General features: G+C 42.5%; 26 protein-coding genes and 1 pseudogene. 11 read left to right on the forward strand and 16 right to left on the reverse strand.

Features of this window, described 5'->3' with window-relative positions; all coding sequences use genetic code 11:
• From AC5RDS_RS03410 to AC5RDS_RS03420, 3 genes are all read left to right on the forward strand, one after another.
• Window positions 1-249: ATP-binding protein (locus AC5RDS_RS03410; protein WP_494222209.1), on the forward strand; the 249-nt coding region annotated here is incomplete at its 5' end.
• Window positions 250-525: 276 nt separating this feature from the next.
• Window positions 526-1,029, forward strand: a complete 504-nt coding sequence (locus AC5RDS_RS03415; RefSeq protein WP_046402805.1) for a hypothetical protein — start codon at window positions 526-528, stop codon at window positions 1,027-1,029.
• Between the two features lie 46 nt (window positions 1,030-1,075).
• The gene (locus AC5RDS_RS03420; RefSeq protein ID WP_046402831.1) at window positions 1,076-1,726 is read left to right on the forward strand and encodes an NAD(P)-dependent oxidoreductase; all 651 of its coding nucleotides are present in this window, start codon (window positions 1,076-1,078) and stop codon (window positions 1,724-1,726) included.
• Between the two features lie 153 nt (window positions 1,727-1,879).
• Here the strand turns inward: AC5RDS_RS03420 and AC5RDS_RS03425 are convergent, their stop codons facing one another.
• A complete protein-coding gene (locus tag AC5RDS_RS03425; RefSeq protein ID WP_046402803.1) occupies window positions 1,880-2,428 on the reverse strand; it encodes a DJ-1 family glyoxalase III in 549 nt (182 codons plus the stop codon).
• A gap of 111 nt (window positions 2,429-2,539) precedes the next feature.
• On the opposite strand from AC5RDS_RS03425, the gene ndk reads away from it, so the two are divergent.
• Entirely contained in the window at window positions 2,540-3,001 is a 462-nt protein-coding gene (gene ndk, locus AC5RDS_RS03430; protein ID WP_046402801.1) for a nucleoside-diphosphate kinase, read from the forward strand.
• Here ndk and AC5RDS_RS03435 read toward each other — a convergent pair.
• The 9 genes and pseudogenes from AC5RDS_RS03435 to AC5RDS_RS03475 all read right to left on the reverse strand — a co-directional run bounded on the left by AC5RDS_RS03435 (window position 2,962) and on the right by AC5RDS_RS03475 (window position 11,215).
• Complete coding sequence (locus tag AC5RDS_RS03435) at window positions 2,962-3,192, reverse strand: hypothetical protein (RefSeq protein WP_118104192.1); 231 nt, start codon at window positions 3,190-3,192, stop codon at window positions 2,962-2,964. The genes ndk and AC5RDS_RS03435 overlap by 40 nt on opposite strands.
• A 138-nt stretch (window positions 3,193-3,330) precedes the next feature.
• Window positions 3,331-4,665 (reverse strand): PhoH family protein, encoded by a 1,335-nt coding sequence (locus AC5RDS_RS03440; protein WP_013610745.1) that lies wholly within the window; start codon window positions 4,663-4,665, stop codon window positions 3,331-3,333.
• Between the two features lie 263 nt (window positions 4,666-4,928).
• Complete coding sequence (locus tag AC5RDS_RS03445; RefSeq protein WP_013610744.1) at window positions 4,929-6,302, reverse strand: S26 family signal peptidase; 1,374 nt, start codon at window positions 6,300-6,302, stop codon at window positions 4,929-4,931.
• A gap of 19 nt (window positions 6,303-6,321) precedes the next feature.
• Window positions 6,322-7,044, reverse strand: coding sequence for a 4-hydroxy-tetrahydrodipicolinate reductase (dapB, locus tag AC5RDS_RS03450; protein WP_013610743.1), 723 nt, complete (start codon window positions 7,042-7,044; stop codon window positions 6,322-6,324).
• 161 nt (window positions 7,045-7,205) lie between these two features.
• Window positions 7,206-7,562, reverse strand: coding sequence for a 50S ribosomal protein L20 (gene rplT / locus AC5RDS_RS03455; RefSeq protein WP_013610742.1), 357 nt, complete (start codon window positions 7,560-7,562; stop codon window positions 7,206-7,208).
• Window positions 7,563-7,651: 89 nt separating this feature from the next.
• Window positions 7,652-7,846 (reverse strand): 50S ribosomal protein L35, encoded by a 195-nt coding sequence (gene rpmI, locus AC5RDS_RS03460; protein ID WP_013610741.1) that lies wholly within the window; start codon window positions 7,844-7,846, stop codon window positions 7,652-7,654.
• A 68-nt stretch (window positions 7,847-7,914) separates the two neighbouring features.
• Window positions 7,915-8,451: pseudogene (gene infC / locus AC5RDS_RS03465) on the reverse strand (translation initiation factor IF-3); the annotation flags it as partial.
• A gap of 37 nt (window positions 8,452-8,488) precedes the next feature.
• Window positions 8,489-10,441 (reverse strand): threonine--tRNA ligase, encoded by a 1,953-nt coding sequence (thrS, locus tag AC5RDS_RS03470; protein WP_013610739.1) that lies wholly within the window; start codon window positions 10,439-10,441, stop codon window positions 8,489-8,491.
• Between the two features lie 129 nt (window positions 10,442-10,570).
• Window positions 10,571-11,215: a redox-sensing transcriptional repressor Rex gene (locus tag AC5RDS_RS03475; protein ID WP_013610738.1), complete on the reverse strand. Its 645-nt coding sequence runs from the start codon at window positions 11,213-11,215 to the stop codon at window positions 10,571-10,573.
• A 173-nt stretch (window positions 11,216-11,388) separates the two neighbouring features.
• Here AC5RDS_RS03475 and AC5RDS_RS03480 point away from each other — a divergent pair, with 173 nt between their 5' ends.
• Window positions 11,389-12,663 carry a bifunctional folylpolyglutamate synthase/dihydrofolate synthase gene (locus tag AC5RDS_RS03480; protein WP_013610737.1) on the forward strand — a complete coding sequence of 425 codons (1,275 nt, stop codon included), beginning with the start codon at window positions 11,389-11,391 and terminating at the stop codon, window positions 12,661-12,663.
• A 239-nt stretch (window positions 12,664-12,902) separates the two neighbouring features.
• Here the strand turns inward: AC5RDS_RS03480 and AC5RDS_RS03485 are convergent, their stop codons facing one another.
• The gene (locus tag AC5RDS_RS03485; RefSeq protein WP_013610736.1) at window positions 12,903-13,802 is read right to left on the reverse strand and encodes a DMT family transporter; all 900 of its coding nucleotides are present in this window, start codon (window positions 13,800-13,802) and stop codon (window positions 12,903-12,905) included.
• A gap of 502 nt (window positions 13,803-14,304) precedes the next feature.
• Here AC5RDS_RS03485 and AC5RDS_RS03490 point away from each other — a divergent pair.
• Window positions 14,305-15,078, forward strand: a complete 774-nt coding sequence (locus tag AC5RDS_RS03490; protein ID WP_046402799.1) for a hypothetical protein — start codon at window positions 14,305-14,307, stop codon at window positions 15,076-15,078.
• Between the two features lie 125 nt (window positions 15,079-15,203).
• Here the strand turns inward: AC5RDS_RS03490 and hutU are convergent, their stop codons facing one another.
• Window positions 15,204-17,213, reverse strand: coding sequence for a urocanate hydratase (gene hutU / locus AC5RDS_RS03495; RefSeq protein ID WP_013610734.1), 2,010 nt, complete (start codon window positions 17,211-17,213; stop codon window positions 15,204-15,206).
• A 99-nt stretch (window positions 17,214-17,312) separates the two neighbouring features.
• Entirely contained in the window at window positions 17,313-18,155 is an 843-nt protein-coding gene (locus AC5RDS_RS03500) for a phospholipase A (protein WP_118104146.1), read from the reverse strand.
• Between the two features lie 136 nt (window positions 18,156-18,291).
• On the opposite strand from AC5RDS_RS03500, the gene AC5RDS_RS03505 reads away from it, so the two are divergent.
• The 3 genes from AC5RDS_RS03505 to AC5RDS_RS03515 are packed head-to-tail and all read left to right on the forward strand — an operon-like array spanning window position 18,292 to window position 20,461.
• The gene (locus AC5RDS_RS03505; RefSeq protein WP_013610732.1) at window positions 18,292-18,978 is read left to right on the forward strand and encodes a peroxiredoxin; all 687 of its coding nucleotides are present in this window, start codon (window positions 18,292-18,294) and stop codon (window positions 18,976-18,978) included.
• Window positions 18,979-19,027: 49 nt separating this feature from the next.
• Window positions 19,028-19,420, forward strand: coding sequence for a NifB/NifX family molybdenum-iron cluster-binding protein (locus AC5RDS_RS03510; RefSeq protein ID WP_013610731.1), 393 nt, complete (start codon window positions 19,028-19,030; stop codon window positions 19,418-19,420).
• Between the two features lie 36 nt (window positions 19,421-19,456).
• On the forward strand, window positions 19,457-20,461 hold the full coding sequence (locus AC5RDS_RS03515) for a DUF2027 domain-containing protein (RefSeq protein ID WP_013610730.1): 1,005 nt from the start codon (window positions 19,457-19,459) through the stop codon (window positions 20,459-20,461).
• A 30-nt stretch (window positions 20,462-20,491) separates the two neighbouring features.
• Here AC5RDS_RS03515 and trxB read toward each other — a convergent pair whose 3' ends face one another.
• Window positions 20,492-21,454: a thioredoxin-disulfide reductase gene (gene trxB / locus AC5RDS_RS03520; RefSeq protein WP_118104148.1), complete on the reverse strand. Its 963-nt coding sequence runs from the start codon at window positions 21,452-21,454 to the stop codon at window positions 20,492-20,494.
• Between the two features lie 448 nt (window positions 21,455-21,902).
• On the opposite strand from trxB, the gene AC5RDS_RS03525 reads away from it, so the two are divergent.
• Entirely contained in the window at window positions 21,903-22,322 is a 420-nt protein-coding gene (locus tag AC5RDS_RS03525; RefSeq protein ID WP_013610728.1) for a helix-turn-helix domain-containing protein, read from the forward strand.
• Window positions 22,323-22,389: 67 nt separating this feature from the next.
• Here the strand turns inward: AC5RDS_RS03525 and AC5RDS_RS03530 are convergent, their stop codons facing one another.
• Window positions 22,390-22,917 (reverse strand): hypothetical protein, encoded by a 528-nt coding sequence (locus tag AC5RDS_RS03530; protein ID WP_013610727.1) that lies wholly within the window; start codon window positions 22,915-22,917, stop codon window positions 22,390-22,392.
• A gap of 138 nt (window positions 22,918-23,055) precedes the next feature.
• A complete protein-coding gene (locus tag AC5RDS_RS03535) occupies window positions 23,056-23,457 on the reverse strand; it encodes a DUF8440 family protein (protein ID WP_013610726.1) in 402 nt (133 codons plus the stop codon).
• Between the two features lie 134 nt (window positions 23,458-23,591).
• Here AC5RDS_RS03535 and nhaD point away from each other — a divergent pair, with 134 nt between their 5' ends.
• Window positions 23,592-25,010 carry a sodium:proton antiporter NhaD gene (gene nhaD / locus AC5RDS_RS03540; RefSeq protein WP_118108105.1) on the forward strand — a complete coding sequence of 473 codons (1,419 nt, stop codon included), beginning with the start codon at window positions 23,592-23,594 and terminating at the stop codon, window positions 25,008-25,010.
• The last annotated feature ends 38 nt before the right edge of the window (window positions 25,011-25,048 follow it).

Below are 25,048 nucleotides of genomic sequence, written 5' to 3' on the forward strand. Positions count from 1 at the left end.
AACAAGTTCGAACGATACGACATGGTCATCTGCGACGAGTTCGGATACGTTTCTTGTGACAAGGCGGGAGCGGAGATGTTGTTCAACCATCTGTCACTCCGAACTGACAAGAAAACAACCGTCATTACAACAAATCTCGCATTCAACAGATGGGACGAGATTATTGCAGACAAAGTACTCGTTACCGCAATGGTAGACAGGCTAACGCACAAGGCCATTCTACTGAACATGACGGGAAAATCATACTGAATAAAAGAAACACAAGATATGATAAATAAACAAATTTAACCAACTTTACAAAACCTATCGGGTGGTACACTTTTCAAATGCTACCCGGATCCCTTTTCAAGTGTTAGCTACACTTCTACCTGTTTTTCGTATTGAAAATTCCAATGCCATACAAAATTATTAATTTTATCGGTAATCACTCTGCTGCACAAGAAAAATAGCTATCAACAAACCACATTTGCAAATTCATTCTCAATTATTCTACTTATCTTTGCCTCAAAATCAATTTTTACTCATATGCTTTGGACTTCATCACAACAGACTATAATCGATCAATTTATACAAGAAATAAAAACCATCGGATGGCTTAAACAGGTCGGAGAACCTTCTGAAACATATTGGGTTGTCGACACGATTTGGGAAGCTTGTGATACTTATGGCCATCAAATGCTCGAAGTTTGGGGCCAGAATAGTGAGCTCATCGAACAAAAAGCGCTGCAACAGCTGAAAGACGAACAGATAGATGCCATATTCGAGGCAGTCAGCCTGGCTATCGGCAATGAAGTCTACGAAGCTTTATGCGACCTGGAGGATAAAATCGGGCAGGAAACCGGTGAAGACCAATCCGGGATCGAGGAAGAAATTTTAGATTTCATCAAACGCGATACCGCCTGGGCTTGTATCGAAAGGCTTCTTGGAGAAAAAGGTTTTTTCTCCCGTATCCTCGAAATCAACCAAACCGGACATTGGGCTTGCTCGTGGGTCGGAAAATTTCCAAAGGGAAATTTCATTATTATGTAACCCCGAACTTTCTTCCTTTTTTCCCGTTACAGTGGAAAAAACAATGATGAAAAATGTTGCTATTATCGGAGCCAGCGGTTATGTCGGTTCAGTACTCTTACAAGAAGCACTCGGAAGAAATCTTCACGTAAAAGCTATCGTACGCCACCCCGAAAAAATACCACTTCATGATAACCATCTCGAAGTGGTCAAAGGGGATGTCAGCCATCCGGCAGAAGTCAGAAAACTGGTAGAAGGAATGGATGCCGTGATCAGCTCCTACAATCCAGGATGGAAAAATCCGGATATTTATCAGGATACATTAAGCGGTTACCGCTCCATCCTTCAAGGAGTAAAGGAAGCAAAGATCAACCGCCTGCTGATCGTCGGTGGCGCCGGCCGTTTGTATATTGCACCCGGTCTGCGTCTGGTAGATAGTGGCGAAATCCCCGAACAACTTTTAAACGGCGTTAAAGGGCTAGCCGATGTATATACCCAACTATTACAGCCTGAAAAAGAATTGGATTGGGTATTTTTAAGTCCTTCTGCCAGTCTGGTCCCCGGCCAGCGCACCGGTATTTTCAGAATAGGCAAAGACGAACTTCTCACCGATGCCAAAGGAGAAAGCCACATTTCTACTGAAGATTTTGCCGTAGCTATGCTGAACGAGCTCGAACATCCTGGACACCATCGCGAAGGTTTCACGGTCGGTTATTAAAAGCTGGGAAAGAAGTTACAAAAGTTTCAGAGGCTCAGGAATAAATACTCAACCGCTGCAACCCTTGTAACTCATGCAACCGCTGTAACTGAAACGTTCCATTTCAGTCAGGGACTTTACCAACCTTATAAACCAGCTTTATCGTCCCGTCACTCACAGCAACATTCCTGCAGCTACTTCTTTCGCTTTCCCAGATGAACGAAGTTGTTCCAACAGAGTTACTCCGAATTGAATAGCAAATCCGGGACCTTTCCCGGTAATTACATTCCCATCGACGGCTACTCCATCTGCCACGACTTCGAAATCGGGTACATATTTTTCGAATCCAGGATAGCAGGTTACCCGGAGTTTTCTGTTTGTTTTCAAATGGCTCAATACCAAAGCAGGTGCGGCACAAATAGCTGCAACCATTCGTCCCTGATCGTAATGATGTTGCAGGATCGTCATCAATTTTTCACATTCGCTAAGGTTCTGGGCTCCCGGCATCCCTCCGGGGAAAATCAGGCATTCAGCCTCTTCCGGTCGGATTTGTTCCAATGACAAATCTGCACGGAGAGTAACCTGATGGGCGCTGGTTACTTCCTTGCCTCCCCCGACAGATACTGTCCGTACATCTACTCCTCCTCTACGAAGTACATCGACAACAGCAATAGCTTCCATTTCCTCGAAACCCGGAGCTAAAAAAAGATAGGATACATTCATAAGCTGATTATTTTATATATACTAATAGGCTTTTCAAATTTACAAAAAAATTACTTACCGACCATCTCAACCTATCCTCTTCTCACACACGTATAAATAAAAAAAGTCAATATGGAAAAACGTACTTTTGCGATGATCAAACCCGATGCTGTAGCTTGTCATTACACGGGACAGATCATTACCTTAATCGAGAAAGCCGGATTTCGGATCATTGCCCAAAAAATGCTTCGCCTTACAACCTCCGACACCAACAAATTTTATGCGGTACACAGTCAGCGTCCCTTTTTCAGGAACCTGTCCCTTTTTATGACCTCCGGTCCGGTGGTCGTGATGGTACTTGAAAAAGAAAATGCCATTGCTGAATTCAGGACCCTGATCGGAAACACAGATCCACAGACTGCCCCTATCGGCAGCATCCGGAAAACTTTCGGACAAAGTAAAACCCGGAATGCCATTCATGGCTCGGACAGCGACGAAAATGCCCTCAAAGAAATTCATTTTTTCTTCAGCGAAAGGGAAATTGTACCGGAACCTTACCGTCTTCCTATCCCTGAAGCAGAAATCGCCAGTTGAATAACAAGTAAAAAATAAGGCAGAGCCTTTTTCATCTCTGCCTTACTCCGCTTGCGGTCGTAGACCTTTTTCGATTTGTGGACTCCTCCGATCCGAACCGGACGTCCGTGTGTTTTGATCTCTTCTTCCCGGGATAGCTTTCGGTTCGCTTTCAGATAATCTTCCCGGTCGAACTGCATTTTCTTGCTCATCTTTATTCTCATTAGTTGAGGACAAAGATAGCAATTTTCATCGAATTTTTCTATACGGAAGAAGCAGTTCTCCTAGTCACAATTTAAACCTCCCGTTCAGGGATAAACCGACGAAACAAAGCTCCAGCTCTTTATTTCCTATAAAAGATCGCTCGCCAGGTCTGCCAGTTTGCTACGTTCTCCCTTTTCCAGATGTACATGGGCAAAAATATCCTGTCCCTGCATTTTATCGAACAAATGCGACAGTCCGTTCGACTTCTTATCCAGATAAGGTGAATCGATCTGATCGATATCTCCGGTAAATACCATTTTCGTACCTTCGCCTGCCCGGGTAATAATCGTTTTTACTTCATGGGGAGTAAGATTCTGAGCCTCATCGACAATAAAATAAACATCCGACAAACTCCGTCCCCGAATATAAGCCAAAGCAGAAATCATCAGTTTCTGTTCCTTCTGCATCTCTTCGATCAGGCGATTTTCAGCCCCATGGATATTAAACCGCCGCTTGATAAAACCCAGATTATCATATAAAGGCTGCATATACGGATCTACCTTTTCGTTGACATCACCGGGGAGAAAGCCCAGGTCTTTACTCGATAAAGCGACGATCGGACGGGCTAAATAAATAAATTCATACTGTTTATTCTGCTGTAAAGCCGAAGCCAGTGCCAATAAAGTTTTTCCGGTACCTGCCTTTCCACTGATCGCCACCAATTGTATGTTAGGATTCAATAAAGCATCTACCGCAAAAGCCTGCTCTGCATTTTTGGGATAAATACCGAACACATTCGGTTTTTCCACTTTCCGGATCACTCTTCTTACCGGATCATAACAAGCCAGAACCGAAGCATTCCCATTCTTCAAAACGTAATAATTATTGCCTTTGAGCTCTTGCTTCGGAAACACTTGTTCCACCTCTACCCCATTTGCATTTTCATAAATCCTGTTGATCACTTCTGTATCTATCCCTTCGATTTCCCGGACACTACGGTTGATTGCAAAATCCAGATCCTCCACCTGATCCGTTTTATAATCTTCGGCCTGCAATCCCAACGAACGGGCTTTCATCCTCAGATTCATATCTTTAGTCACCAGAATCACCTTTTGTCCCTTCATTTTTTCACTGATATACTCTGTTACAGCGAGTATACGGTGATCCGGAGTATCATCACTGAAGGAATCCTTCATTTTTTGAGAAAATTTCACTCCCGGCTGAATAAATAGTCTTCCCCGTCCTTTCCCTAAAGCTGCCCCTTTATCAAAAAAATCCTTTTCGGAAATTTTATCCAACTCACGGGCAAATTCACGGGCATGAAAATTGATCAGGTCATTCCCTTTCTTAAATTTATCCAGTTCTTCCAAAACTACTATGGGGATGACGATATCATTATTGGTAAAATTATAAATAGAACGGTAATCGTGCAGAATAACGTTCGTATCCAACACAAATGTCTTTTTTTCGTTTGCAGTCATTGTTGTATGAATTTAGAAATTTATGGTAAGATACGAATAAAAATACATAAATATCCTTTCAATCTGATTTTTTACGATTCCTTTTATCAGAATTCATCTTAATTAACTTTATATTCTTTTTCCTGCCTATTTTCTTTTTGAAAAAGAACCAATTTTTCCCATTGCAACTGTGACAACAAAAAACAGTAACAATCGATAAATTCTAATTTCATATGCGCAAAAAAGTTTGATCGATTGTTACTGTTTCATTCATTTTCTTTCCGTCAATGAATAAACCGGAACATCCGCTTCCACCGGATCTTGTCGAAAAATGATTTATCTTTATCCAAGGATAACCAAATAAAATAAGCTTTTCCGACTACGTGATCTTCCGGCACGAATCCCCAGTAGCGGGAATCTGCCGAACTATGCCGGTTATCTCCCATCATCCAGTAATAATTCATCTTAAAGGTATAACTATCCGCTACCTCACCGTTGATATAAATAACAGAATCTTTTACCTGTAAATCGTTTTCTTCGTAAGTACCGATGATCCTTGCATACAAAGGCAAGGTCTTCATATTCAACTCCACTTTATCTCCTTTTTTAGGCACATACAAAGGTCCGAAATTATCTACATTCCAAGGATAATTCAAGGTATCGAAAGGAAAAATATCCGGATTAGGGCTCACCTCTTTGGTTCGGTTAATTTCGACCACATTGGGGAATTTTTTCAATTTCTCCACCATTTCCAAGGTCAACGGGAAATAGTTCACTGTAGAAGGAATACCGATATCTTCCAGCGACAATCCGATATCCTGAAGTTTCATCCGATTCAAGGGGGTACCATTGGTTCTCACCTCATACCTGTACTGCAGGTTTTCAGGATTATCGGACATTTTTCCATTGACATACAACTGAGCGTCTTTCAACTCCAGAATATCCCCGGGCATTCCGACGCCCCGTTTGATATAATTCTCCCGCTTATCGACAGGGCGGGTAGTGATCTCAAATCGTTCCCACATTTTTTCTCTCACCAGCTTCTCGGCCTGTTCCCGGGATAATCCGGGATCCTGTGCCTGAAAAATCCGGGCATTCGTACGAATCTGGCTATAATAATCGGGATTTTCAGATCCTACGATCAAGGTATCTCCGGCCGGAAAATTAAATACGATAATATCGTTTCGTTTGATTTCAGTCGTCCCCGCAATCCGTTTGTAGGGCCATTGAATGGCTTCCGAATAAGCTTTTGTCTTTTGGGTAAAAGGCAGCGTATGGTGTGTGAAAGGAACGGCTAAAGGGGTATTAGGCAACTTAGGTCCGTAGGCTACTTTGCTGACAAACAGGTAATCACCCACCAACATACTCTTCTCCATAGAGGAAGTCGGAATCGTATAGGCTTCAAAAAAGAACATACGGATCAAGGTAGCTGCCACGACCGCAAAAATCAAAGCATCGATCCATTCAACCGTTTTGGTTTGTTTCTCTACGCCTTTCTTTTTCCAAAACGCCCAATGTACTTTCTTTGTGATGTAGATATCGAAAATCACCGGCACCAGGATCAACAACCACCAGCTCCCAACCCAATAAGCCCACAACAGGTAGATAATCAGGACAAGGCTGAATTTAAACCATTTATTCGTCAAAATATTTTTCATATGATAATTATTTTCCCCATTAAAATTTCAACATATCTTCCATTCCCAACACACCGTTTTTCCCTTTCAGAAATTCAGCAGCCAGCACAGCTCCCCGGGCAAAACCTTCACGTGATACAGCCGAATGCCGGATTTCTATTTCGTCGACCTCCGATTTATAAGTTACAGCATGAATCCCGGGCACTTCACCGATACGCCTGGCCGTTACAGGCAATACATCTGCCGGCATTTGTCTCCCTTCGTTCAATTGCCAGGAACGATAACCGTCGTGGTTACCTAAAATTCCTTCGGCGATTGTAATCGCTGTACCGCTAGGGGCATCCAGTTTATGTATATGATGCGTTTCTTCGATAAATACCTTATAGTCGTTAAATCCGTTCATCATCTTAGCCAGGTATTTATTGAGCTGAAAGAAAATATTCACCCCGATACTGAAATTCGAGGCATAGAAAAATCCACCTTGTTGTTCCCGGCAACAAGCCACCACCTCATCCCATCTTTCCAGCCAACCGGTTGTCCCGGAAACCACCGGAACGCCGTTATCGAAACACCATTTATAATTTTCAACGGCAACAGCAGGCATCGTAAATTCAATAGCGACGTCAGCCTGCTTCAGTTGTTCATCCGTACAAGCCGCCCGGTTATTCTCGTCTACTATCAATACAATCTCATGTCCGCGTTCTATGGCAATCCGTTCGATCATTTTTCCCATCTTACCATATCCCAACAAAGCTATACGCATATATTTGTTTCTAAAATTTATAAACCCCATGATAAAGCAAAAAGACTTTATAGGGTCAAAGTTAACATTTATTTTTCAAGTAAGTTACAGTTGTCTTATAAAATCTATAAACAGAAAAAGGCTGCTTCACAGCAGCCTTCCCTCAGGATATTCGTTTATCATTACTTCGCAAATTCTTTTGCTTTTGCAACTACAGCTTTGAAAGCTTCCGGATGATTCATAGCCAGGTCGGCCAGAACTTTACGGTTCATGTCTACATCAGCTTTATGAATCAGACCCATAAATTTAGAATAAGACAGGCCTTCCAGACGGACAGCTGCATTAATTCTCTGAATCCACAATGCTCTAAATTCTGATTTCTTTTTACGTCTGTCACGGAACGCATATGTCAAACCTTTTTCATATGTGTTTTTGGCAACCGTCCAAACATTTTTTCTGGCACCAAAGTTTCCTTTGGTTTGTTTTAAAACCTTTTTTCTACGTGCTCTTGCAGCAACGGCATTTTTAGCTCTTGGCATAATTTTCTTTTTTTCGAATGTCAGCGTTCACTCTATGGAGAAACTTACGGCATAACATTCCGGTTAATAAAATAATTTCTTAGTAATTCTTACATAACAAGCATCTTCCGTACAGCTTTCAGGTTATGTCCGTCAACTGTAGTAACATGCGTAAGATTACGTTTCTGTTTTGTTGTTTTCTTCGTCAAAATATGACTTTTGAAAGCATGTTTTCTTTTAATCTTCCCCGTAGCGGTAAGAGTAAATCTCTTCTTCGCGCTACTCACTGTCTTCATCTTTGGCATCTTCTCGTAATTTAATTGTGTTTCAGAAAAATATAACTATCCGGCTTTCACCGCTATCCTGAGCATTATTTCTTCGGAGCCAACACCACGATCATCTTCTTTCCTTCCAGTTTCGGAGCAGCTTCCACTTTTCCGTATTCTTCCAGTTCAGCGATGAAACGTGACAACAAATCGGCCCCCTGGTCTTTAAACAAAATCGAACGTCCCTTAAAGAATACATAGGCCCTCACCTTCGCACCTTCCTGCAAAAATTCCTTCGCATGTTTCAATTTAAAATTGAAATCATGATCATCGGTCTGGGGTCCGAAACGAATCTCCTTAACGACGACCTTCACGCTTTTCGCTTTGATTTCCTTCTGTTTTTTCTTCAGTTGGTACAGGAATTTACTGTAATCAATAATCCGGCACACCGGTGGCTCGGCGTTCGGAGAGATCTCCACCAAATCCATACCGGCAGCTTCTGCCATCGCCAAAGCTTCACGTAAAGGGTATACGCCCGGTTCGATATTTTCCCCGACGACTCTTACTTGAGCAGCCCGGATTGACTCATTAATTCTGTGCTGAGGTTCTTTATTAACCTGATTTCTTGAGCCTCTGAATTCCATTCTTGTTGCTATATTAAATCCTCCTTAAGTTAGTTTATCAATAACTATAAATGGTCTGTAACTGACTATTTACTTCTTCATTTATCTTCGAAATAAAGTCTTCGACAGACATCGTTCCCATATCCCCTTGTCCCTGCCGACGAACAGAAACGGTGTTGTTGTTCATCTCATTTTCTCCGACAATCAATAGATACGGAATTTTTTTCAATTCGTTATCCCGGATTTTACGTCCTATTTTTTCATTCCGGTCATCTAAAACGGTGCGAATATCGGAATTATTTAACAAATCCGAAAGTTTTTGGGCATAATCATTGAATTTTTCGCTGATCGGCATCACAACTACCTGATCCGGCGCTAACCACAAGGGGAATTTTCCTCCGGTATGCTCGATCAATACAGCCACAAAGCGCTCCATACTTCCGAAAGGTGCCCGATGGATCATCACCGGCCGGTGTTTCAGGTTATCAGCTCCGGTATATTCCAGATCAAAACGTTCCGGCAGATTATAATCGACCTGAATGGTACCCAATTGCCATTTCCGTCCAATCGCATCTTTCACCATAAAGTCGAGCTTCGGTCCGTAGAAAGCAGCTTCGCCCAATTCGACAGTCGTCTTCAGGCCTTTTTCTTCAGCCGCTTCGATGATGGCACGTTCCGCTTTTTCCCAGTTCTCATCCGTACCGATATACTTCTCTGTATTCTTCGGATCACGTAAAGATACCTGAGCAGTAAAATCTTTGAAATCCAGCGCCTTAAAGATAGTAAAAATAATATCGATTACTTTTTTAAACTCTTCTTTCAACTGATCGGGCGTACAGAATAAGTGAGCATCGTCCTGCGTAAATCCACGTACCCGGGTCAAACCATGCAACTCTCCGCTCTGCTCGTAACGATACACCGTACCGAATTCAGCAAAACGCAGTGGCAGATCTTTATAAGAACGGGGCTTGAATTTATAAATCTCGCAATGGTGAGGACAGTTCATCGGTTTCAACATAAACTCTTCACCTTCCTGAGGAGTCGTAATCACCTGAAAACTATCTTTTCCGTATTTCTGGTAATGTCCGGAAGTCTTATACAGATTCACATTCCCGATATGTGGGGTAATGACTTGCTGGTAACCGTATTTCTTCTGTACTTTCCGCAAAAATCCCTCCAAACGGTCGCGCAACATAGCTCCTTTCGGCAACCACATCGGTAAACCGGCCCCCACAGCTTGGGAAAAAGTAAACAATTCCATTTCTTTACCGATCTTCCGGTGATCCCGTTGCTTCGCCTCTTCCATCAATACCAGCCATTCGTCCAGCATTTTCTGTTTCGGGAAAGTGATACCGTAGATACGGGTCAACATTTTATTATGCTCGTTCCCTCTCCAGTAAGCACCGGCTAAACCGGTCAGTTTTATAGCCTTAATATAAGAAGTATCCGGTAAGTGCGGACCACGGCAAAGATCGGTAAAGGAGCCCTGACGATAATAAGTAATCTTACCGTCTTCCAAATCGTTGATTAACTCCACTTTATAAGTTTCGTTGATACTGTTGAAATGCTCCAGTGCTTCTTGCTTGCTCACATTGATACGGCAATACTCTTCTTTCTGGCGCGCCAATTCAAGCATTTTCTTCTCGATGGTTTCCAGATCTTTGTCGGTCAAAACGACCCCTTCTCCCGGATCGATATCATAGTAAAATCCGTTTTCGATAGCCGGTCCGATACCGAATTTGGTATTCGGGTATAATTGTTGCAGGGCTTCTGCCATCAAGTGGGCCGAAGAATGCCAGAAAGCATGTTTTCCTTCCTGATCATCCCAGGTAAATAATTTAATTTCAGCATCTGCTGTAATAGGACGTGTCAAATCCCAAATTTCCCCATTCACAGATATGGACAACACTTCCTTAGCCAGTTTGGAACTAATTCCCCGGGCAATATCCAAGCCGGTCACACCTGACTCAAATTCTTTTACATTTCCATCCGGAAATTTAATTTTTATCATAGTCGTTTATTTTATTACTACGCTACGTACGCAGCTTATTTTTAATAAGGTGCAAAGATAAGAAAAAAAGTAAAAGGTAAAAAGGTAAAAGTAAAAAGTTAAAGACGATAGGCTTTAGCTTTTAACCTTTTACTTTTTTTCCCCCTTATCGTTGTACAATTTATTGAACAAGATAGCGAGGTTCATATAGATGGTGGTATTTTGCACGACAATATGCGTAGGGACCTTTATGCGGGCAGGAGTAAAATTCCAGATGGCTTTAATTCCCCAGGCGACCATCAAGTCGGCTACATTCTGTGCATGTTCGGCGGGGACGGTAATAATACCGATCACCACTTTCCGTTCGGCAGCCATAGCACGGAATTGATCGATATGAAATATTTCGATATCATTGACTTTTGTACCGATCTTCGTTTTATCCGTATCGAAGGCAGCCTCTATCTGTAACCCGAAAGCAGACAATCCTTTATCTTGCAGCAAAGCGCTCCCCAACGAACCGGCTCCGACCAAAAATGCTCCGTCCACCCGGCTAAAACCCAAAAAATCTTCCAGAATCCGCACAAAACTGTCCACCTCGTATCCAACCCGTGTTTTACCCGAAATACCGGTATGGGAAAGATCCTTCGTCACCTGAGTCGAATCGATTTCCATATATTCAGCTATCCGGGTAGAAGACACGTACTTCTCTCCCTGCTTTTGTAAAGTCTTTACAAAAGAAAGATAAGAAGGCATACGTCTCAAGACAGGTATAGGTACATTTATATCAGCTTTCATAAATAATCTATTTATAACCTGCAAAATTAATTTTTTTTTCACAGCAAAGAGAATAAATCCCGGATTTTCAACAAGCAATTTCATTTGTTTAGTACTTTTGCATCTTGTTCTCAGACCTTCACCTAAAAATGAAAAGTCCGGGAATAACATTTGAAATTTTGAAAAAACAAATCATGAATTATCAGGAAACTTTAAATTGGTTGTTTGCCCAGCTCCCGATGTACCAAAGGGAAGGTCAGGCTGCGTACAAAGCAAACCTGGACAACACTTTACAATTGGATGAATATTTCAGACATCCCCATAAAAACTTCAAAACGATTCATGTGGCAGGTACGAACGGCAAAGGATCGGTATCCCACATGCTGGCTTCTATATTACAGCAAGCCGGATATAAAACCGGCCTGTATACTTCCCCTCATTTAAAAGATTTCCGGGAAAGGATTAAAATCAACGGAGAAATGGTCAGTGAACAATATGTCATCGATTTTGTCCGGCATCACGCCGATTTATTCTCCCGGGTAAAACCGTCTTTCTTCGAAATGACGGTAGCTATGGCTTTCAAGTATTTCGCCGATAGCCAGGTGGATATTGCAGTGATCGAAGTCGGACTGGGTGGACGCCTCGATTCCACGAACATTATCACTCCTTTAGCCTCTGTTATTACAAATATTTCCTTCGATCATATGGCACTCCTGGGGAACACCCTCGAAAAAATTGCAAGCGAAAAAGCAGGAATCATAAAACCCGGTATTCCGGTTGTCATCGGTACGCGCGACAAAACCTACGATTTTGTTTTCGAGCAAAAAGCTCAAACCTGTGAAACTCCGATCGAATTTGCAAGTGACAACTGGACGACAACGATTAACATCGACGGAAGTTTCCAGCTGACACGGAAAAACGGTTGGCATTTCGATCATTTAACCAGTGAATTGAAAGGACTCTATCAACGAAAAAATATTCCTACGGTACTGGAGACTATACCCGTTTTACAACAAGCAGGCTTAAAGATCAGCGACCAGCAAGTCCGGCAAGGTATCGAACGGGTAGTGACGAATACCGGTTTATTCGGACGCTGGCAAACCCTTTCCAACCAGCCATTGACCATTTGCGACACGGGTCACAATATCGATGGCCTGACAGAGATCACCCAACAATTAAAACAGTGCCGGTATCGAAAGCTTCATTTTGTCATCGGTATGGTTAGTGACAAAGACATCGACAGCGTATTACATATCCTTCCTCAGGATGCGGTGTATTATTTCTGCAAAGCTTCCATTCCCCGGGCTATGCCGGAGCAACAGCTTGCTCAAAAAGCAAGACAAGCAGGCCTGCAAGGCGAATATTATCCCACTGTCGCAGCAGCTTACGAAGCAGCCCGGCAAGCTGCCTCCTCCGAAGATATGATTTACATCGGTGGCAGTACATTTGTCGTTGCCGAAGTTATCTAACCTCTTCGATAAAGAGCCGATCTTCAAAGTACTTCGGAGCGACTTCTCCGGGCTTGTAAAACCGCTGATGTCGCTCCAAAAATTTTTTGAACAGACCGGCAGCTTTTCAATCCGGATTAGCCGTTTTTTCTGTATGCTGACCGGAGCCTTCGGGCTAGATTCCAAAATCAGTATCAGGAGTTACCGCCCGTCTACCTTAATATTTCTCCTTCCTTAGAAAAGACTGACTTTCCCGCCCATCAACGAGTTCCTAAATAAATCAGATACATACCGGCTAAAACCAAAAGCAGGTCTATAAACTTAGCTTTCAAATTCCTCTCTTTAAACCAGATCGCTCCGGCAATAAATGAAACCACCACCCCACTCCTGCGCACTAAAGAAATAATAGAAATCATCGAGTCTTCGTAGCTTAAAGCATAGAAATAAACAAAATCAGCCAGCACCAACAAAATAGAAATAAAAGGAATAGTATTACGCCATTGAAAAGGAGTAGATTTTTTTCTTCCGGGATACCAAAGTGTAAATAAAATAACCCCCATTATAGCCAATTGGTAAAAATTATACCATACCTGCACATTCATCCGGTCGAGACAAGTCATCAGATATTTATCGTATAACCCACTCACAGAACCGGTTACGACTGCAAGAATCATAAAATAAATCCACTTATTATGCGCAAACCGGATTCCCTCTTTCTTACCTGAACGGGAAAGCAAAAACAAAGAAATTACTGCAGTTAAAACTCCGGCCCATTGCCAAATGTTCAACCGTTCTCCAAAAACAAGTAAAGCTCCCAGTAAAGTCAGAATAGGCTGGGTAGCCTTGATCGGTGAAGCAATCGTAATAGGCAAATGTTTCAAAGAAAAATAAGCGAAAATCCAGGAAGCCAAAACGATCACAGCTTTCAAAAATAACAAAAAATGCCCTTCACTTCCGATAGCCGGTAAGAATAACAACGTATTCCGCATCATGTCAGGAGCCAAGGCAGATAAAAGGACCACCGGTAAAAAAAGAAGACAACAGAAAAAAATATTCAAAAAGAGAACCGGTATAACTGCATTCCTCTCTAAAGAAATTTTTTTCACCACATCGTACAATCCTAACAAAGTAGCAGAAACAAAAGCCAGTAACAACCACATAGTATCGAATATAAACTTGTCGACTATTCAATTTTACAAAGTCGGATATGCTTCCCTCCGACAGTCCATTCTCCGGAAAAAAAGAAAGCGATTTACCGCCTGCCCGAATCGACGCACAATCATTTCCGCCCTGCCCATGCGATACCGAAACCCTACTCCAGCGTCATTTATATATAAACAGGATGTTTACCAGAAATCCGGCGCGAAAATAAAGTAAAATCCCCTTAAATACAAATCTTCCAATCGGATGTATTCTCCGAATCAGAGAAGCGATATAGTAATCAATAGCATTCCGACGGTTATAAAATAATAGTTTTTAATGAATAATACAGAGGGATATCGCCTGGTTAACCATATTATTTGATGAAGTTTTCAAAATTTTTTTTTATTTTATTGATATAGACTATCTTTGTACCCTGTATTCTGGTAAAATAGTCCGGAATCTTTGAAGAATTAGGGTAGTTTGACTAAAAAAGTCTGTAAAACTCAATCTTAGATAATTGTGTCCAAAAAGAAAATTAAAAAAGTTGTGGATGTCGGATTCATCCCTGGTATTTATAATTATTGCGATCGTTGGTGTGAAAAATGCGAACAACAGTTGCGGTGTATGAGCTTTGTAATGGGAAAAAAGATCGAGGAGAAAGGCGGTTTCAATTTTGAACGGGAAGGCCATCGGGAAGATGAAAGTATTTGGGCACGCCTGAAAGAAGTCTTCGAATCTACTTATGAAGTATTACATGAATTGGCTGAAGAACGCGGATTAGATGTCGAGGACATTTATGCTTCGGAAAATATCGACCGGGAGTTTTGGGGAGAGGATTACGAAGGGACTCCAAGAGAGCAAGTTTACCAAAAACTCGAATCTTCGGATCTCCTCCGAATTTGCAGTATTTACGAATATTGGGCCGATAAATGCCTGGAGCAGCTTTACGAAATAATAAATGATAAAGAAAAAAACGAACTTCTGGAAGAGGCTTTAGAAGTCGTCGGCTGGTATCCGGATTTGATTCAAGCCAAAATCCGAAGGGCATTATACGGTTATCACTACCATACGGCCAATAAGTCAAAAACGACAGAAGACTATAATGGATCGGCCAAAGTGGCTCTTATCGGGGTGGAACGTTCGATTGAAAACTGGAAAATAATACAACCTTTGTGTCCGGCTTATCAAAAAGAAATATCCCATCTATTGGTAGTATTGGAACAATTACGCAGCGATGCCGACGAGTATTTTCCTAAAGCCAGGACATTCGTACGCCCCGGGTTCGACAATTGATAGCCGGTCCGAAAGGCCTTCAAAGAAAATCAAGAATAAAAAATGAACGGTGCCAACAGTTAAAAACTGTATATGCACCGTCCAACTATAAAAGAATTCTTTACTTATCGGACTATTCTATCGGATCAGAATAAACTTTCCACCAACTGATCGTCTGCGTAATTCGGTAAAGTCACTTTCAGATTCGGATTCGCCTCCATAGCCCGTTTGATCGCAAATACGGCACCTTCGTTCCGAGCCCAGCTCCGGCGGGAAATACCGTTATTCACATCCCAGAACAGCATATTTTTCAAGCGTCTGTCAGCATCGGCAGAGCCATCCAGCAACATACCGAAACCTCCGTTGATCACTTCTCCCCAGCCGACGCCACCACCATTATGCAAAGACACCCAGGTAGCCCCTCTGAAAGAATCACCGATCACATTCTGTACGGCCATATCCGCCGTAAACTTCGATCCGTCGTAAATATTCGAAGTCTCCCGGTAAGGTGAATCTGTTCCGGACACATCGTGGTGATCACGTCCCAGCACAACAGGAGCAGAGATCTCTCCCCATTCGATCGCCTTGTTAAAAGCTTCTGCAATCTTTATTCTTCCTTCAGCATCTGCGTAAAGGATGCGAGCCTGTGAACCTACCACCAAATGGTTTTCGGCAGCAGCTTTGATCCAGCGTATATTGTCATGCATCTGTTGCTGAATTTCTTTCGGAGACTGAGCAGCCAGCTCTTCCAGTACTTTAGCAGCCAACTCATCGGTCTTCGCCAAATCCTTCGGATCACCGCTGGTACATACCCAACGGAAAGGACCGAAACCGTAATCGAAACACATCGGTCCCATAATATCCTGCACATAAGAAGGATACTTGAAGTCGCCGTTCGGCTTCAGGATATCGGCACCGGCACGGGAAGACTCCAATAAAAATGCATTCCCGTAATCAAAGAAATAAGTTCCGAACCGTTCGACACATTTATTGATAGCAGCCACATGGCGACGTAAGGACTCCTGTACTTTCTCTTTAAATAATTCCGGTTGTTCGGCCATCATTTGTTTGCTCTCTTCGAAAGAAAGACCGACAGGATAATATCCTCCTGCCCAGGGATTATGCAAAGAAGTCTGGTCGGATCCCAGCTCGACCACGATATCTTCCTCAGCCAGCCGTTCCCACAAATCGACGACATTCCCTTGGTAAGCAATGGAAACGACCTGTTTCTCAGCTTTCGCCTGCCGCACCCGTTTCATCAGCACATCCAGATCATCGATCACCTCATCTACCCATCCCTGTGAATAACGGGTATGGGTAGCTTTCGGATTGATTTCGGCAGTGATACTTACACAACCGGCAATATTTCCTGCTTTAGGCTGAGCTCCCGACATACCTCCCAAACCTGCGGTAACGAACAACTTCCCCGCCAGACCTTCACCATGTTTGGAAATCTTACGACCGGCATTTAAAACCGTGATGGTAGTACCATGAACGATTCCTTGCGGCCCGATATACATATACGATCCGGCAGTCATTTGTCCGTATTGGGATACACCAAGAGCATTAAACCTTTCCCAATCGTCCTGTTTCGAATAATTCGGAATGACCATACCATTGGTGACCACAACCCGGGGAGCATCTTTATGCGAAGGAAACAATCCCAGCGGATGACCGGAATACATCACCAGAGTTTGTTCGTCGGTCATTTCTGACAAATATTTCATAGCCAGACGATATTGTGCCCAGTTTTGGAATACCGCACCGTTTCCTCCGTAAGTAATCAACTCATGGGGATGTTGTGCAACAGCCTTATCTAGATTATTGTTGATCATCAGCATAATAGCAGCTGCTTGCAAACATTTATGAGGATAATCGTATATATTATGAGCGTACATTTCATAATCCGGCCGGAACCGATACATATAAATCCGGCCATATTTTTCTAATTCTTCTGCAAATTCACGGGCCAAAACAGCATGGTGCCGCGGTTCGAAATAGCGTAAGGCATTCCGGATAGCGAGTTTCTTTTCCTCTTTCGTCAGGATATCCTTCCGTTTCGGTGCATGGTTTACCTCCGGATCATAAGGTTTCGGTGCAGGCAATTCCGCGGGAATACCTTCCCGGATAGATTGTTGGAATTCTTGTAATGTCATCTCATTATATATTTAATATTTATTACTTTTCGACCCGCTAATTTAATAATTTCAAACGATTACGCCCAAAAATATCACAATTAATCACACACCTTTCCTTTAAAATATAGTCACCGAGCGGGGTTTGATCACAAATCCAAACCGTAAGTAACGCCTGAACTGATTGTAGGCGATCATACTTTCGCCATATCCATTACAAAATTGCATAAATAAATACTGGTTATCTTCTCTGAACAATCGATAGGCAACCTCCAAACGCCAATTCGCATTCCAATTCCACCCACCCCGTTTTATCATTAAGGCCGAACAGGACAAACGTCCGTTATCACTGGCATAAGTCGCTGCCAAATGTCCGATTCCGGCATATCTGGTCAGGTGTCTGTTTTCTTTAGCTACCTGCATAGCTATCCAAACCTTGGCCTGAAAAGTATAATTTTTATTCATCAGATAAATACCGGTAAAAGTCAACCGGTTCCAACTCCTCGACCAAATACTGTCGCGCCCGTTCGATTCATGCTCGAACTGCACCATCCCGATACCTTTAATCCTTCCCTCCCCGATAAAATTACGTCCGAACCCTAAAGAAGGGTTATAATTATTGTCCGCAAAAGGGGCCGATTTCCGGTAAATATCCCAAAAAGACTTCTGGCTATACGTCAGGAATAAATAAATCCGATAAGGCAATAACTTACGGTAAAGCCGGTGGCGTAAGCTAATCTGAAATTTAGCATCCGAATTGTATTTCGAAATTTTTCCACCGGTGAAACTCGTTCCGGTCACCACATAATTATCTTTATATATAGTGAAAGCCGGTATATTTCCTAAAGCCTGCATCAGACTATCTTCCGATTGTCCCGAAAAGTCCGGCTCTTCATTTTGTGACCGGGCATCCAAGCCCCAAATACCTAACATCAAACTCAAAACAACAATTTTAAAAGTCATGCTTCTTCTCATTAAAAACCATTTCGTTATCAAGATTTTACGCCAACCACAAAAGAAAGGTTATCCGACTATTTCCAACCTTTCGGCAGAAAAAAACGTATTTCAGGTATTACAAACAACTTAAAACAGTATCATCATGGATTTTACAGACGAAACTATTCCGATGCCCCGGATCGGCGATCAGGCTCCGGTATTCGATGCAGTCACTACTCAAGGAAAAATTCATTTTCCTCTGGACTTTAACGGCAAATGGATTATTCTTTTCAGTCATCCTTCCGATTTCACTCCGGTATGTACCTCCGAATTCGTTACTTTCGGAGCTATGACGGAAGAATTCAAAGCGCTGAATTGTCAACTGATAGGACTTTCTGTCGACGGTTTATACAGTCATATTGCCTGGTTGCGGACCATCCGGGAAAAGATCGAGTACAAAGGAAAGAAAAATGTTGAGGTTCAATTTCCGTTAATTGCCGATGTGACCATGGAAGTAGCCCATTTATACGGCATGATCCAACCCCGGGAAAGCTCGACCAACGCTGTCCGTGCCGTATTTTACATCGATCCGCAAGGAATCATCCGGGCCATTATCTATTATCCGCTGGCTCTGGGACGAAATTTCGACGAACTGAAACGGGTACTTATCGGCTTGCAAACCATCGATAAATATGGAGTAGCCCTACCGGCCGACTGGTGTCCTGGAGACGAAGTGATCGCTCCTACCCCGGGCTCGTTCAATGCGGCAAACGAACGAATGGACAAACCTGCCAGTGGTACCCGATGCTACGATTGGTTTTTCTGTCTGAAAAAACTCCCCGAAAAATAAGGGAAAGGTGAGGATTAATAGCTACCTTTGTCCCTATAAATCGAATCTTATGAAAGTAGCTATTCCGACAAGAAATAATGTCGTCGACGATCATTTCGGACATTGTGAGTATTATACGATTTTTACAATCAGTGAAGACAAACTGATTGTCTGTACAGAAATTCAGGCTTCTCCGGAAGGATGTGGATGCAAATCCAATATAGCCTCGGTATTAGAAGAAAAAGGTGTTGAATTGATGCTCGCGGGCAATATGGGCGAAGGAGCCAAACATACGCTCGAAGACCACCATATCCGGGTGATACGGGGATGTTCGGGCAGTGTCGAAGCAGTAGTCAATGCCTGGTTACAAGGCGCACTCACCGATTCCGGAGAAGCCTGTCAACACCACGATTGTCCGGACCATCACGATTCTGGCCCGTTGACTTTCAAAGTGTTGAAATAATGCCGCTATTTCCCATTTTAATTTTATAACACAGCTATGAATATAAGGATAGGTGATATCGTACGTTTCATTTCAGAAAAAATGGAAGGTAAAGTAACCGGCATCATAGACAATACAACCGTCAATATCTTTGTCGACGACTATGGGTTCGAAATACCGGCTTCAACAAGTGACCTGGTCGTCATCCACTCTGATTTCACTCCTTCTAAACCGGATAGTAGTTCCGTAACTCAGGTACAAAAAGGGGTAACGATGGAATCGGGCGATACGTTGTATTTCGCTATTGTCCCCGATAATTTCAACAATTTACCGGATTCCCGCTATGAACTATTTTTGGTTAACGATACACAGCAAACTTGTCTCTATTCGATCGCTTTTCGCCATGGGGAAAAATATAGCGGTATCAGTGCCGGTAATTGTAATCCGGACAGCACTTGTCCGATAGGAACCTACTCGTTAAAAGATATCGATGCCGGTATAAAAGCCGTTCATATCCAGGCTATCTTTTTCAAGAAAGGTTCCACGACACCCAGAACTCCGATCGAAGCAGAAGTAAAAATCAATACCGTCAATCTTTGTAAATCCGGTATTTATAAACATACCCGCTGGTTTGATTCGATTTGCATCATCCGTGCTTTGGATAAAGAACATCTGCCTGCCACCGAAGAAATCGATGAGAAACAACTCACTCAGGCCATACGCGAGAAAAAGGACACAACACCGGCCCCGACTCCCCGGCCACAAAAACAGATTGTCGGTAACATCGTCGAGATAGATTTACATTGCCATGAATTACTCGAAACAACGGCCGGAATGAATAATAAAGACATCCTGGAATATCAATTGGAAATTTTCCGGAAAACCATGGAAGAATACAAACTACGGAAAGGCCAAAAAATAATCTTTATTCATGGAAAAGGAGACGGTATCTTACGGCAGCGCATTTTATGGGAACTCCAGACAAAATACAAACGCCACCATCATCAGGATGCTTCTTTCAAACAATATGGATACGGAGCGACAATGGTTACGATAAAATAAAACAGCCGTCGTGAGACGGCTGTTTTATTTTTATTTACTTTCCAACTCACCGATATACCGTTCGGCATCGATAGCAGCGCGGCAACCAGAACCTGCAGCGGCAATCCCCTGACGATAAACCGGATCCATGATATCTCCGGCAGCGAACACACCCGGCACATTGGTACGGGTCGAAGCTCCTTCGGTAATAATATAACCTTGTTCATCTACCTTTACATACTTACTGAATACTTCGGAATTCGGATGATGACCGATAGCCAGGAAGAATCCGTCGATTTTAATGTCCTTTTCACATTCTTCCGGTTCTCCTTTCCGATACACCAGACGTGCTCCTTCGAGTCCCATATCCGAACCGTAAAGTTCGAGCGTATTGTGTTCGAAAAGCACCTCGATGTTTTCAGTATTGAATACCCGTTGCTGCATAGCTTTAGAAGCTCTCAGATAGTTTTTGCGGACAATCAGATATACTTTCCGGCACAGACCCGCCAGATAAGTTGCCTCCTCGCAAGCAGTATCACCACCACCGACGACAGCCACATCTTTACCCCGGTAAAAGAATCCGTCACAAGTAGCACAGGCACTCACTCCCAGACCTCTGAATTTCTCTTCGGTAGGAAGCCCCAGGTATTTAGCCGAAGCTCCCGTAGCGATGATCACTGTATCAGCCTCGATTTGCTTGCAATCGTCGATCGTCAGTTTATGAGGATGCCCGGAAAAATCGACGGCAGTAACGATACCGAAACGGATATCCGTCCCGAAACGTTCTGCCTGTTTACGCATATCTTCCATCATAACAGGACCCGTCACTCCTTCCGGATAACCGGGAAAATTCTCGACTTCGGTAGTTGTCGTCAACTGTCCACCCATCTGTAAGCCTGTATATAATACCGGTTTCAAATTCGCACGGGCTGCATAAATAGCTGCAGTATAGCCGGCAGGGCCTGAACCGATGATCACACATCTTATTCTTTCAATTGCATTTTCTTCTGCCATAATCTTTATGATTTACATTATTATTTAGATTCAAACTAAGCGTTACAAAACTATTAATTTAAAATATGGATTACAATATTTTCCTGTCTGGCAAGCGGTTAAAAAAAAGTTAAACACTATTTTACATTATAAAGCAGAACAATATTCCAATATTGTAACACACCCTATTTCAGTAACTCTCCTCTTTTAGCCTCCAAACAGATAGCAAAACCCTATAATCGGACCTATTTTCCAACGCCCCCGCTCTTTCTGCTTCCAGCAAACACTCCCACAATTTATTGAAAACTAAACAATAAACTACTTTTACCAAACAATTATCAAAACAGATAAAAATCCGGTAATATTTTCTTATATTTGTGTATATTCAATTTTGCAAAAATAGTACAATTCTGCAATAAAAACAAGCAAATCTTGAATTATTTTCAATATATATCAAAAAAAGATTCGTATGGAAAAACTTTCGCCGGAACAACAAGAAAGGTTGCAGGAATATTTAGAAACCAGAAAGATTTCTAAATACCGGATCGCACACGATCTGAACCTCTCCGCCTCGACTATATCCAATTATCTGACAGGCAAGACGAAACCCGATGGAATCAAGTGGGAATTATTTCGTAACTATTTGGGAATTTCCGAAGAATGGATACGGACAGGACAAAATATGGTCAGCACACCCCATGATGAAACTTCCCCTAAAAAGACTCCGGCCCCAAACAGTGTGGAAGCAGCTGTAGAGGAAATCCGGCTGATGTTCCAAACCAGAGACGACCAGTATATGAACCTTCACAAAGATTTGGAAAAACTATTCAGAATGCAACAAGAATTACTGACTACCCTTTCCGCACTACTCCCCAAACTGAAAAAATAATACAAAGACATAGATAAACTTCACCCCTCTGGCAAGTAAGAAATTCTCTTCAGAGGGGTGTCTATCATTAAGATACTTTCAGATAGGAAGCCAGCAGCCGCGCTTCTTCGCCATAATAACACATAACAGGAGTCACCGCCTCATAGGAATAAGGGATATACTCTGAAATCTGTACTGCGGCAAATTTTTGATCGTCAGCAATCATTGCCTCCACTTTCACACCGGTATCTTTTTCCCGTTTCATTTTTTTCAGATCTTCAAACCGCTTCATTTCCATACAATCCTGTAGATTGTCACTTTCATGCACATCGAAATACATGGTCATCGTTTTCAGTTTACTTTTGGTCGGTTTGAACATATAGCAACTACGATCGACCAACAATTTAATGACTCCACTTAGAAACAACAAAGCCGAAGCGGTAAACAGAAATGTCGGCATAGAAGAATTCGGATCTTCAAAACTCATACCACCGATGGCACATGCCACCGAAATAATTAACACAATAGTCGCTACACCGGAAATCCGGGTTTGTTTTACTACTTCTTTATTAGTAACATTTTCTATATCTTCCTGAAGTTTTTTGAACTTTCCCATAATTTTCTCATTTTTAAATTGTTTTATTCATCGGTCCGTTTCCTGTCGATCCACGCACACAACAATACCGATCCTCCGGTCAATCAAACGAACCAACGATTAAATGATCAGTGAACCGACAGTATATAAACAAAGCAATTAAATAATGATTTTACGCAGGGAAAAGATATAATAGCCGGCATATTTTTGCCTGGCCGCATATTCCTGCGAGAAAAAGAAAGTTGTTTTTAAATGATTTTTCAGCAACATTTCCCGCTCTTCAAGCTGATACTCCATAAATTTGTCGAAAGTAAAACCACCCGGCCGATACCGTCTGGCAATATTAGAAGTAAAGCTAAGGGTAGGCTGTACCGAAAGGTTCGTAAAATGATTCGCTTCCATCAAGGCACTGATCACCTCGTCTAACTTTTGAACCACCTTGTCATCAGAGCCAGTCATCTTTTCTGCAACCAAATTCTCCGGGCCAAAATAATTCACCATTGTGTTCCAACTCCACACAACTGTAAACAAAAACAATAGACATATAACAAACCGTTTCATCAACCCGAATTTTGTGCAAATATACGCATTTCTTCAACAGGATGATTGCCCTGAGACAAAAATTACAAAAAAAATGGATAAACACTTCCGGAACAATAAACGTACAAGCAAGGGTAAACGCTAAAATTTTCAACATGTTAACAGCAATGATCGTGATGTTCGTCATCGGATATATTTTCATCGCGCTCGAACATCAGACCGGTATTAATAAAACGGCAATAGCTCTTCTGTTGGGGATCCTCTTATGGGTCATGTATATCTTTTCCGGTCCGCAAATCATCGTAGGGGCGGATCCGGCCGCTTTTCAAAATTTCATACACCAGCATCCGGCCTATGAGCATCTCTCCCCGCTTGCCCAGGTACGTGAATATATTCTTAATTGGGAAATTATCGATCATTTAGGCAATATCTCCGAAATCCTATTCTATCTGATCGGCGCTTTAACTATTGTAGAGACGATCGATGTTCACCAGGGTTTCGACGGAATCACCCGGTCTGTAAAAACAAAAAACAAAAAGAAGCTGTTATGGCTCGTAGCTTTTATCACCTTTTTTATGTCGTCCGTACTGGATAACATGACCTCGGCTATCGTCATGATGATGCTGATTCAAAAGCTATTGTCGGAACAACGCGAACGCTGGATTTTCGGCAGTATCATCATTATTGCAGCCAATGCCGGGGGAGCCTGGACCCCGATCGGGGATGTCACCACAATCATGCTCTGGATCAACGATAACATTACTTCAGGTAACATCATGAAAGGCCTGTTTCTCCCCAGTGTTATCTCGCTGGCAATTCCGGTATGGCTGGTCTCTTACTCATTGAAAAGCAACAGCATAACCACCCCCTCCCCAACTTCCGGCGTTTCTTCCCTTTACCTCGGTAAACAGGAGCAAACAAGTATCCTGATCATCGGTATCCTTTGTCTGTTAGCGGTTCCCATCTTTAAATCACTGACCGACCTGCCCCCTTTTGCCGGCATACTGTTTACCTTAGGTTTTTTGTGGTTTTACACCGATTGCCTGTATAACCGGAAGAAAACAGATTCGACCGGTCTGAAATACCGGATTCCCGATGTCCTGACCAAAGTAGATTTCTCTACTATTTTATTTTTCTTCGGTATCCTGATGGCGGTCGCAGCCCTGGAAGCTATAGGCCTATTACACCAGTTGTCCGATTTACTGAATTCGGGTATTCATAATGTCTATATCATTACAGGTATTATCGGATTTCTTTCTTCTGTCATCGACAATGTACCTTTAGTAGCGGCTGCCATGGGCATGTATCCGCTCACAGCGCCGGCCACAGCGGGAGGTATTTCCGAAACTGCCTATTTGTTGAATTTTGTCAGTGACGGGAATTTCTGGAAACTTTTAGCTTATTGTGCCGGAACAGGTGGAAGTATTCTGATCATCGGCTCTGCCGCCGGAGTAGTAGTGATGGGACTCGAGAAAATCAGTTTCACCTGGTATATGCGGCATATCAGCTGGATTGCCATAACCGGATTTCTGGCCGGAATAGGCATCTATTATTTACAAAACCTGATTTTTTAGCTCCTACACAACAGAAATTCGTATCTTTGCCGGCAAAT

The sequence above is a fragment of the Odoribacter sp. genome (assembly GCF_985060555.1).

What these genes read in the sequence shown, in the direction of transcription:
- ndk (WP_046402801.1), top strand. Translation starts at nt 2,540, where the DNA reads ATGGAAAAACGTACTTTTGCGATGATCAAACCCGATGCTGTAGCTTGT.
- AC5RDS_RS03530 (WP_013610727.1), bottom strand. Translation starts at nt 22,917, where the DNA reads ATGGGAAAGTTCAAAAAACTTCAGGAAGATATAGAAAATGTTACTAAT.
- AC5RDS_RS03480 (WP_013610737.1), top strand. Translation starts at nt 11,389, where the DNA reads ATGAATTATCAGGAAACTTTAAATTGGTTGTTTGCCCAGCTCCCGATG.
- AC5RDS_RS03535 (WP_013610726.1), bottom strand. Translation starts at nt 23,457, where the DNA reads ATGAAACGGTTTGTTATATGTCTATTGTTTTTGTTTACAGTTGTGTGG.
- AC5RDS_RS03425 (WP_046402803.1), bottom strand. Translation starts at nt 2,428, where the DNA reads ATGAATGTATCCTATCTTTTTTTAGCTCCGGGTTTCGAGGAAATGGAA.
- AC5RDS_RS03440 (WP_013610745.1), bottom strand. Translation starts at nt 4,665, where the DNA reads ATGACTGCAAACGAAAAAAAGACATTTGTGTTGGATACGAACGTTATT.
- trxB (WP_118104148.1), bottom strand. Translation starts at nt 21,454, where the DNA reads ATGGCAGAAGAAAATGCAATTGAAAGAATAAGATGTGTGATCATCGGT.
- nhaD (WP_118108105.1), top strand. Translation starts at nt 23,592, where the DNA reads ATGTTAACAGCAATGATCGTGATGTTCGTCATCGGATATATTTTCATC.
- AC5RDS_RS03415 (WP_046402805.1), top strand. Translation starts at nt 526, where the DNA reads ATGCTTTGGACTTCATCACAACAGACTATAATCGATCAATTTATACAA.
- AC5RDS_RS03500 (WP_118104146.1), bottom strand. Translation starts at nt 18,155, where the DNA reads ATGACTTTTAAAATTGTTGTTTTGAGTTTGATGTTAGGTATTTGGGGC.
- AC5RDS_RS03515 (WP_013610730.1), top strand. Translation starts at nt 19,457, where the DNA reads ATGAATATAAGGATAGGTGATATCGTACGTTTCATTTCAGAAAAAATG.
- AC5RDS_RS03435 (WP_118104192.1), bottom strand. Translation starts at nt 3,192, where the DNA reads ATGAGCAAGAAAATGCAGTTCGACCGGGAAGATTATCTGAAAGCGAAC.
- AC5RDS_RS03485 (WP_013610736.1), bottom strand. Translation starts at nt 13,802, where the DNA reads ATGTGGTTGTTACTGGCTTTTGTTTCTGCTACTTTGTTAGGATTGTAC.
- AC5RDS_RS03445 (WP_013610744.1), bottom strand. Translation starts at nt 6,302, where the DNA reads ATGAAAAATATTTTGACGAATAAATGGTTTAAATTCAGCCTTGTCCTG.
- thrS (WP_013610739.1), bottom strand. Translation starts at nt 10,441, where the DNA reads ATGATAAAAATTAAATTTCCGGATGGAAATGTAAAAGAATTTGAGTCA.
- AC5RDS_RS03505 (WP_013610732.1), top strand. Translation starts at nt 18,292, where the DNA reads ATGGATTTTACAGACGAAACTATTCCGATGCCCCGGATCGGCGATCAG.
- dapB (WP_013610743.1), bottom strand. Translation starts at nt 7,044, where the DNA reads ATGCGTATAGCTTTGTTGGGATATGGTAAGATGGGAAAAATGATCGAA.
- rplT (WP_013610742.1), bottom strand. Translation starts at nt 7,562, where the DNA reads ATGCCAAGAGCTAAAAATGCCGTTGCTGCAAGAGCACGTAGAAAAAAG.
- AC5RDS_RS03525 (WP_013610728.1), top strand. Translation starts at nt 21,903, where the DNA reads ATGGAAAAACTTTCGCCGGAACAACAAGAAAGGTTGCAGGAATATTTA.
- AC5RDS_RS03420 (WP_046402831.1), top strand. Translation starts at nt 1,076, where the DNA reads ATGAAAAATGTTGCTATTATCGGAGCCAGCGGTTATGTCGGTTCAGTA.
- AC5RDS_RS03475 (WP_013610738.1), bottom strand. Translation starts at nt 11,215, where the DNA reads ATGAAAGCTGATATAAATGTACCTATACCTGTCTTGAGACGTATGCCT.
- AC5RDS_RS03510 (WP_013610731.1), top strand. Translation starts at nt 19,028, where the DNA reads ATGAAAGTAGCTATTCCGACAAGAAATAATGTCGTCGACGATCATTTC.
- rpmI (WP_013610741.1), bottom strand. Translation starts at nt 7,846, where the DNA reads ATGCCAAAGATGAAGACAGTGAGTAGCGCGAAGAAGAGATTTACTCTT.
- hutU (WP_013610734.1), bottom strand. Translation starts at nt 17,213, where the DNA reads ATGACATTACAAGAATTCCAACAATCTATCCGGGAAGGTATTCCCGCG.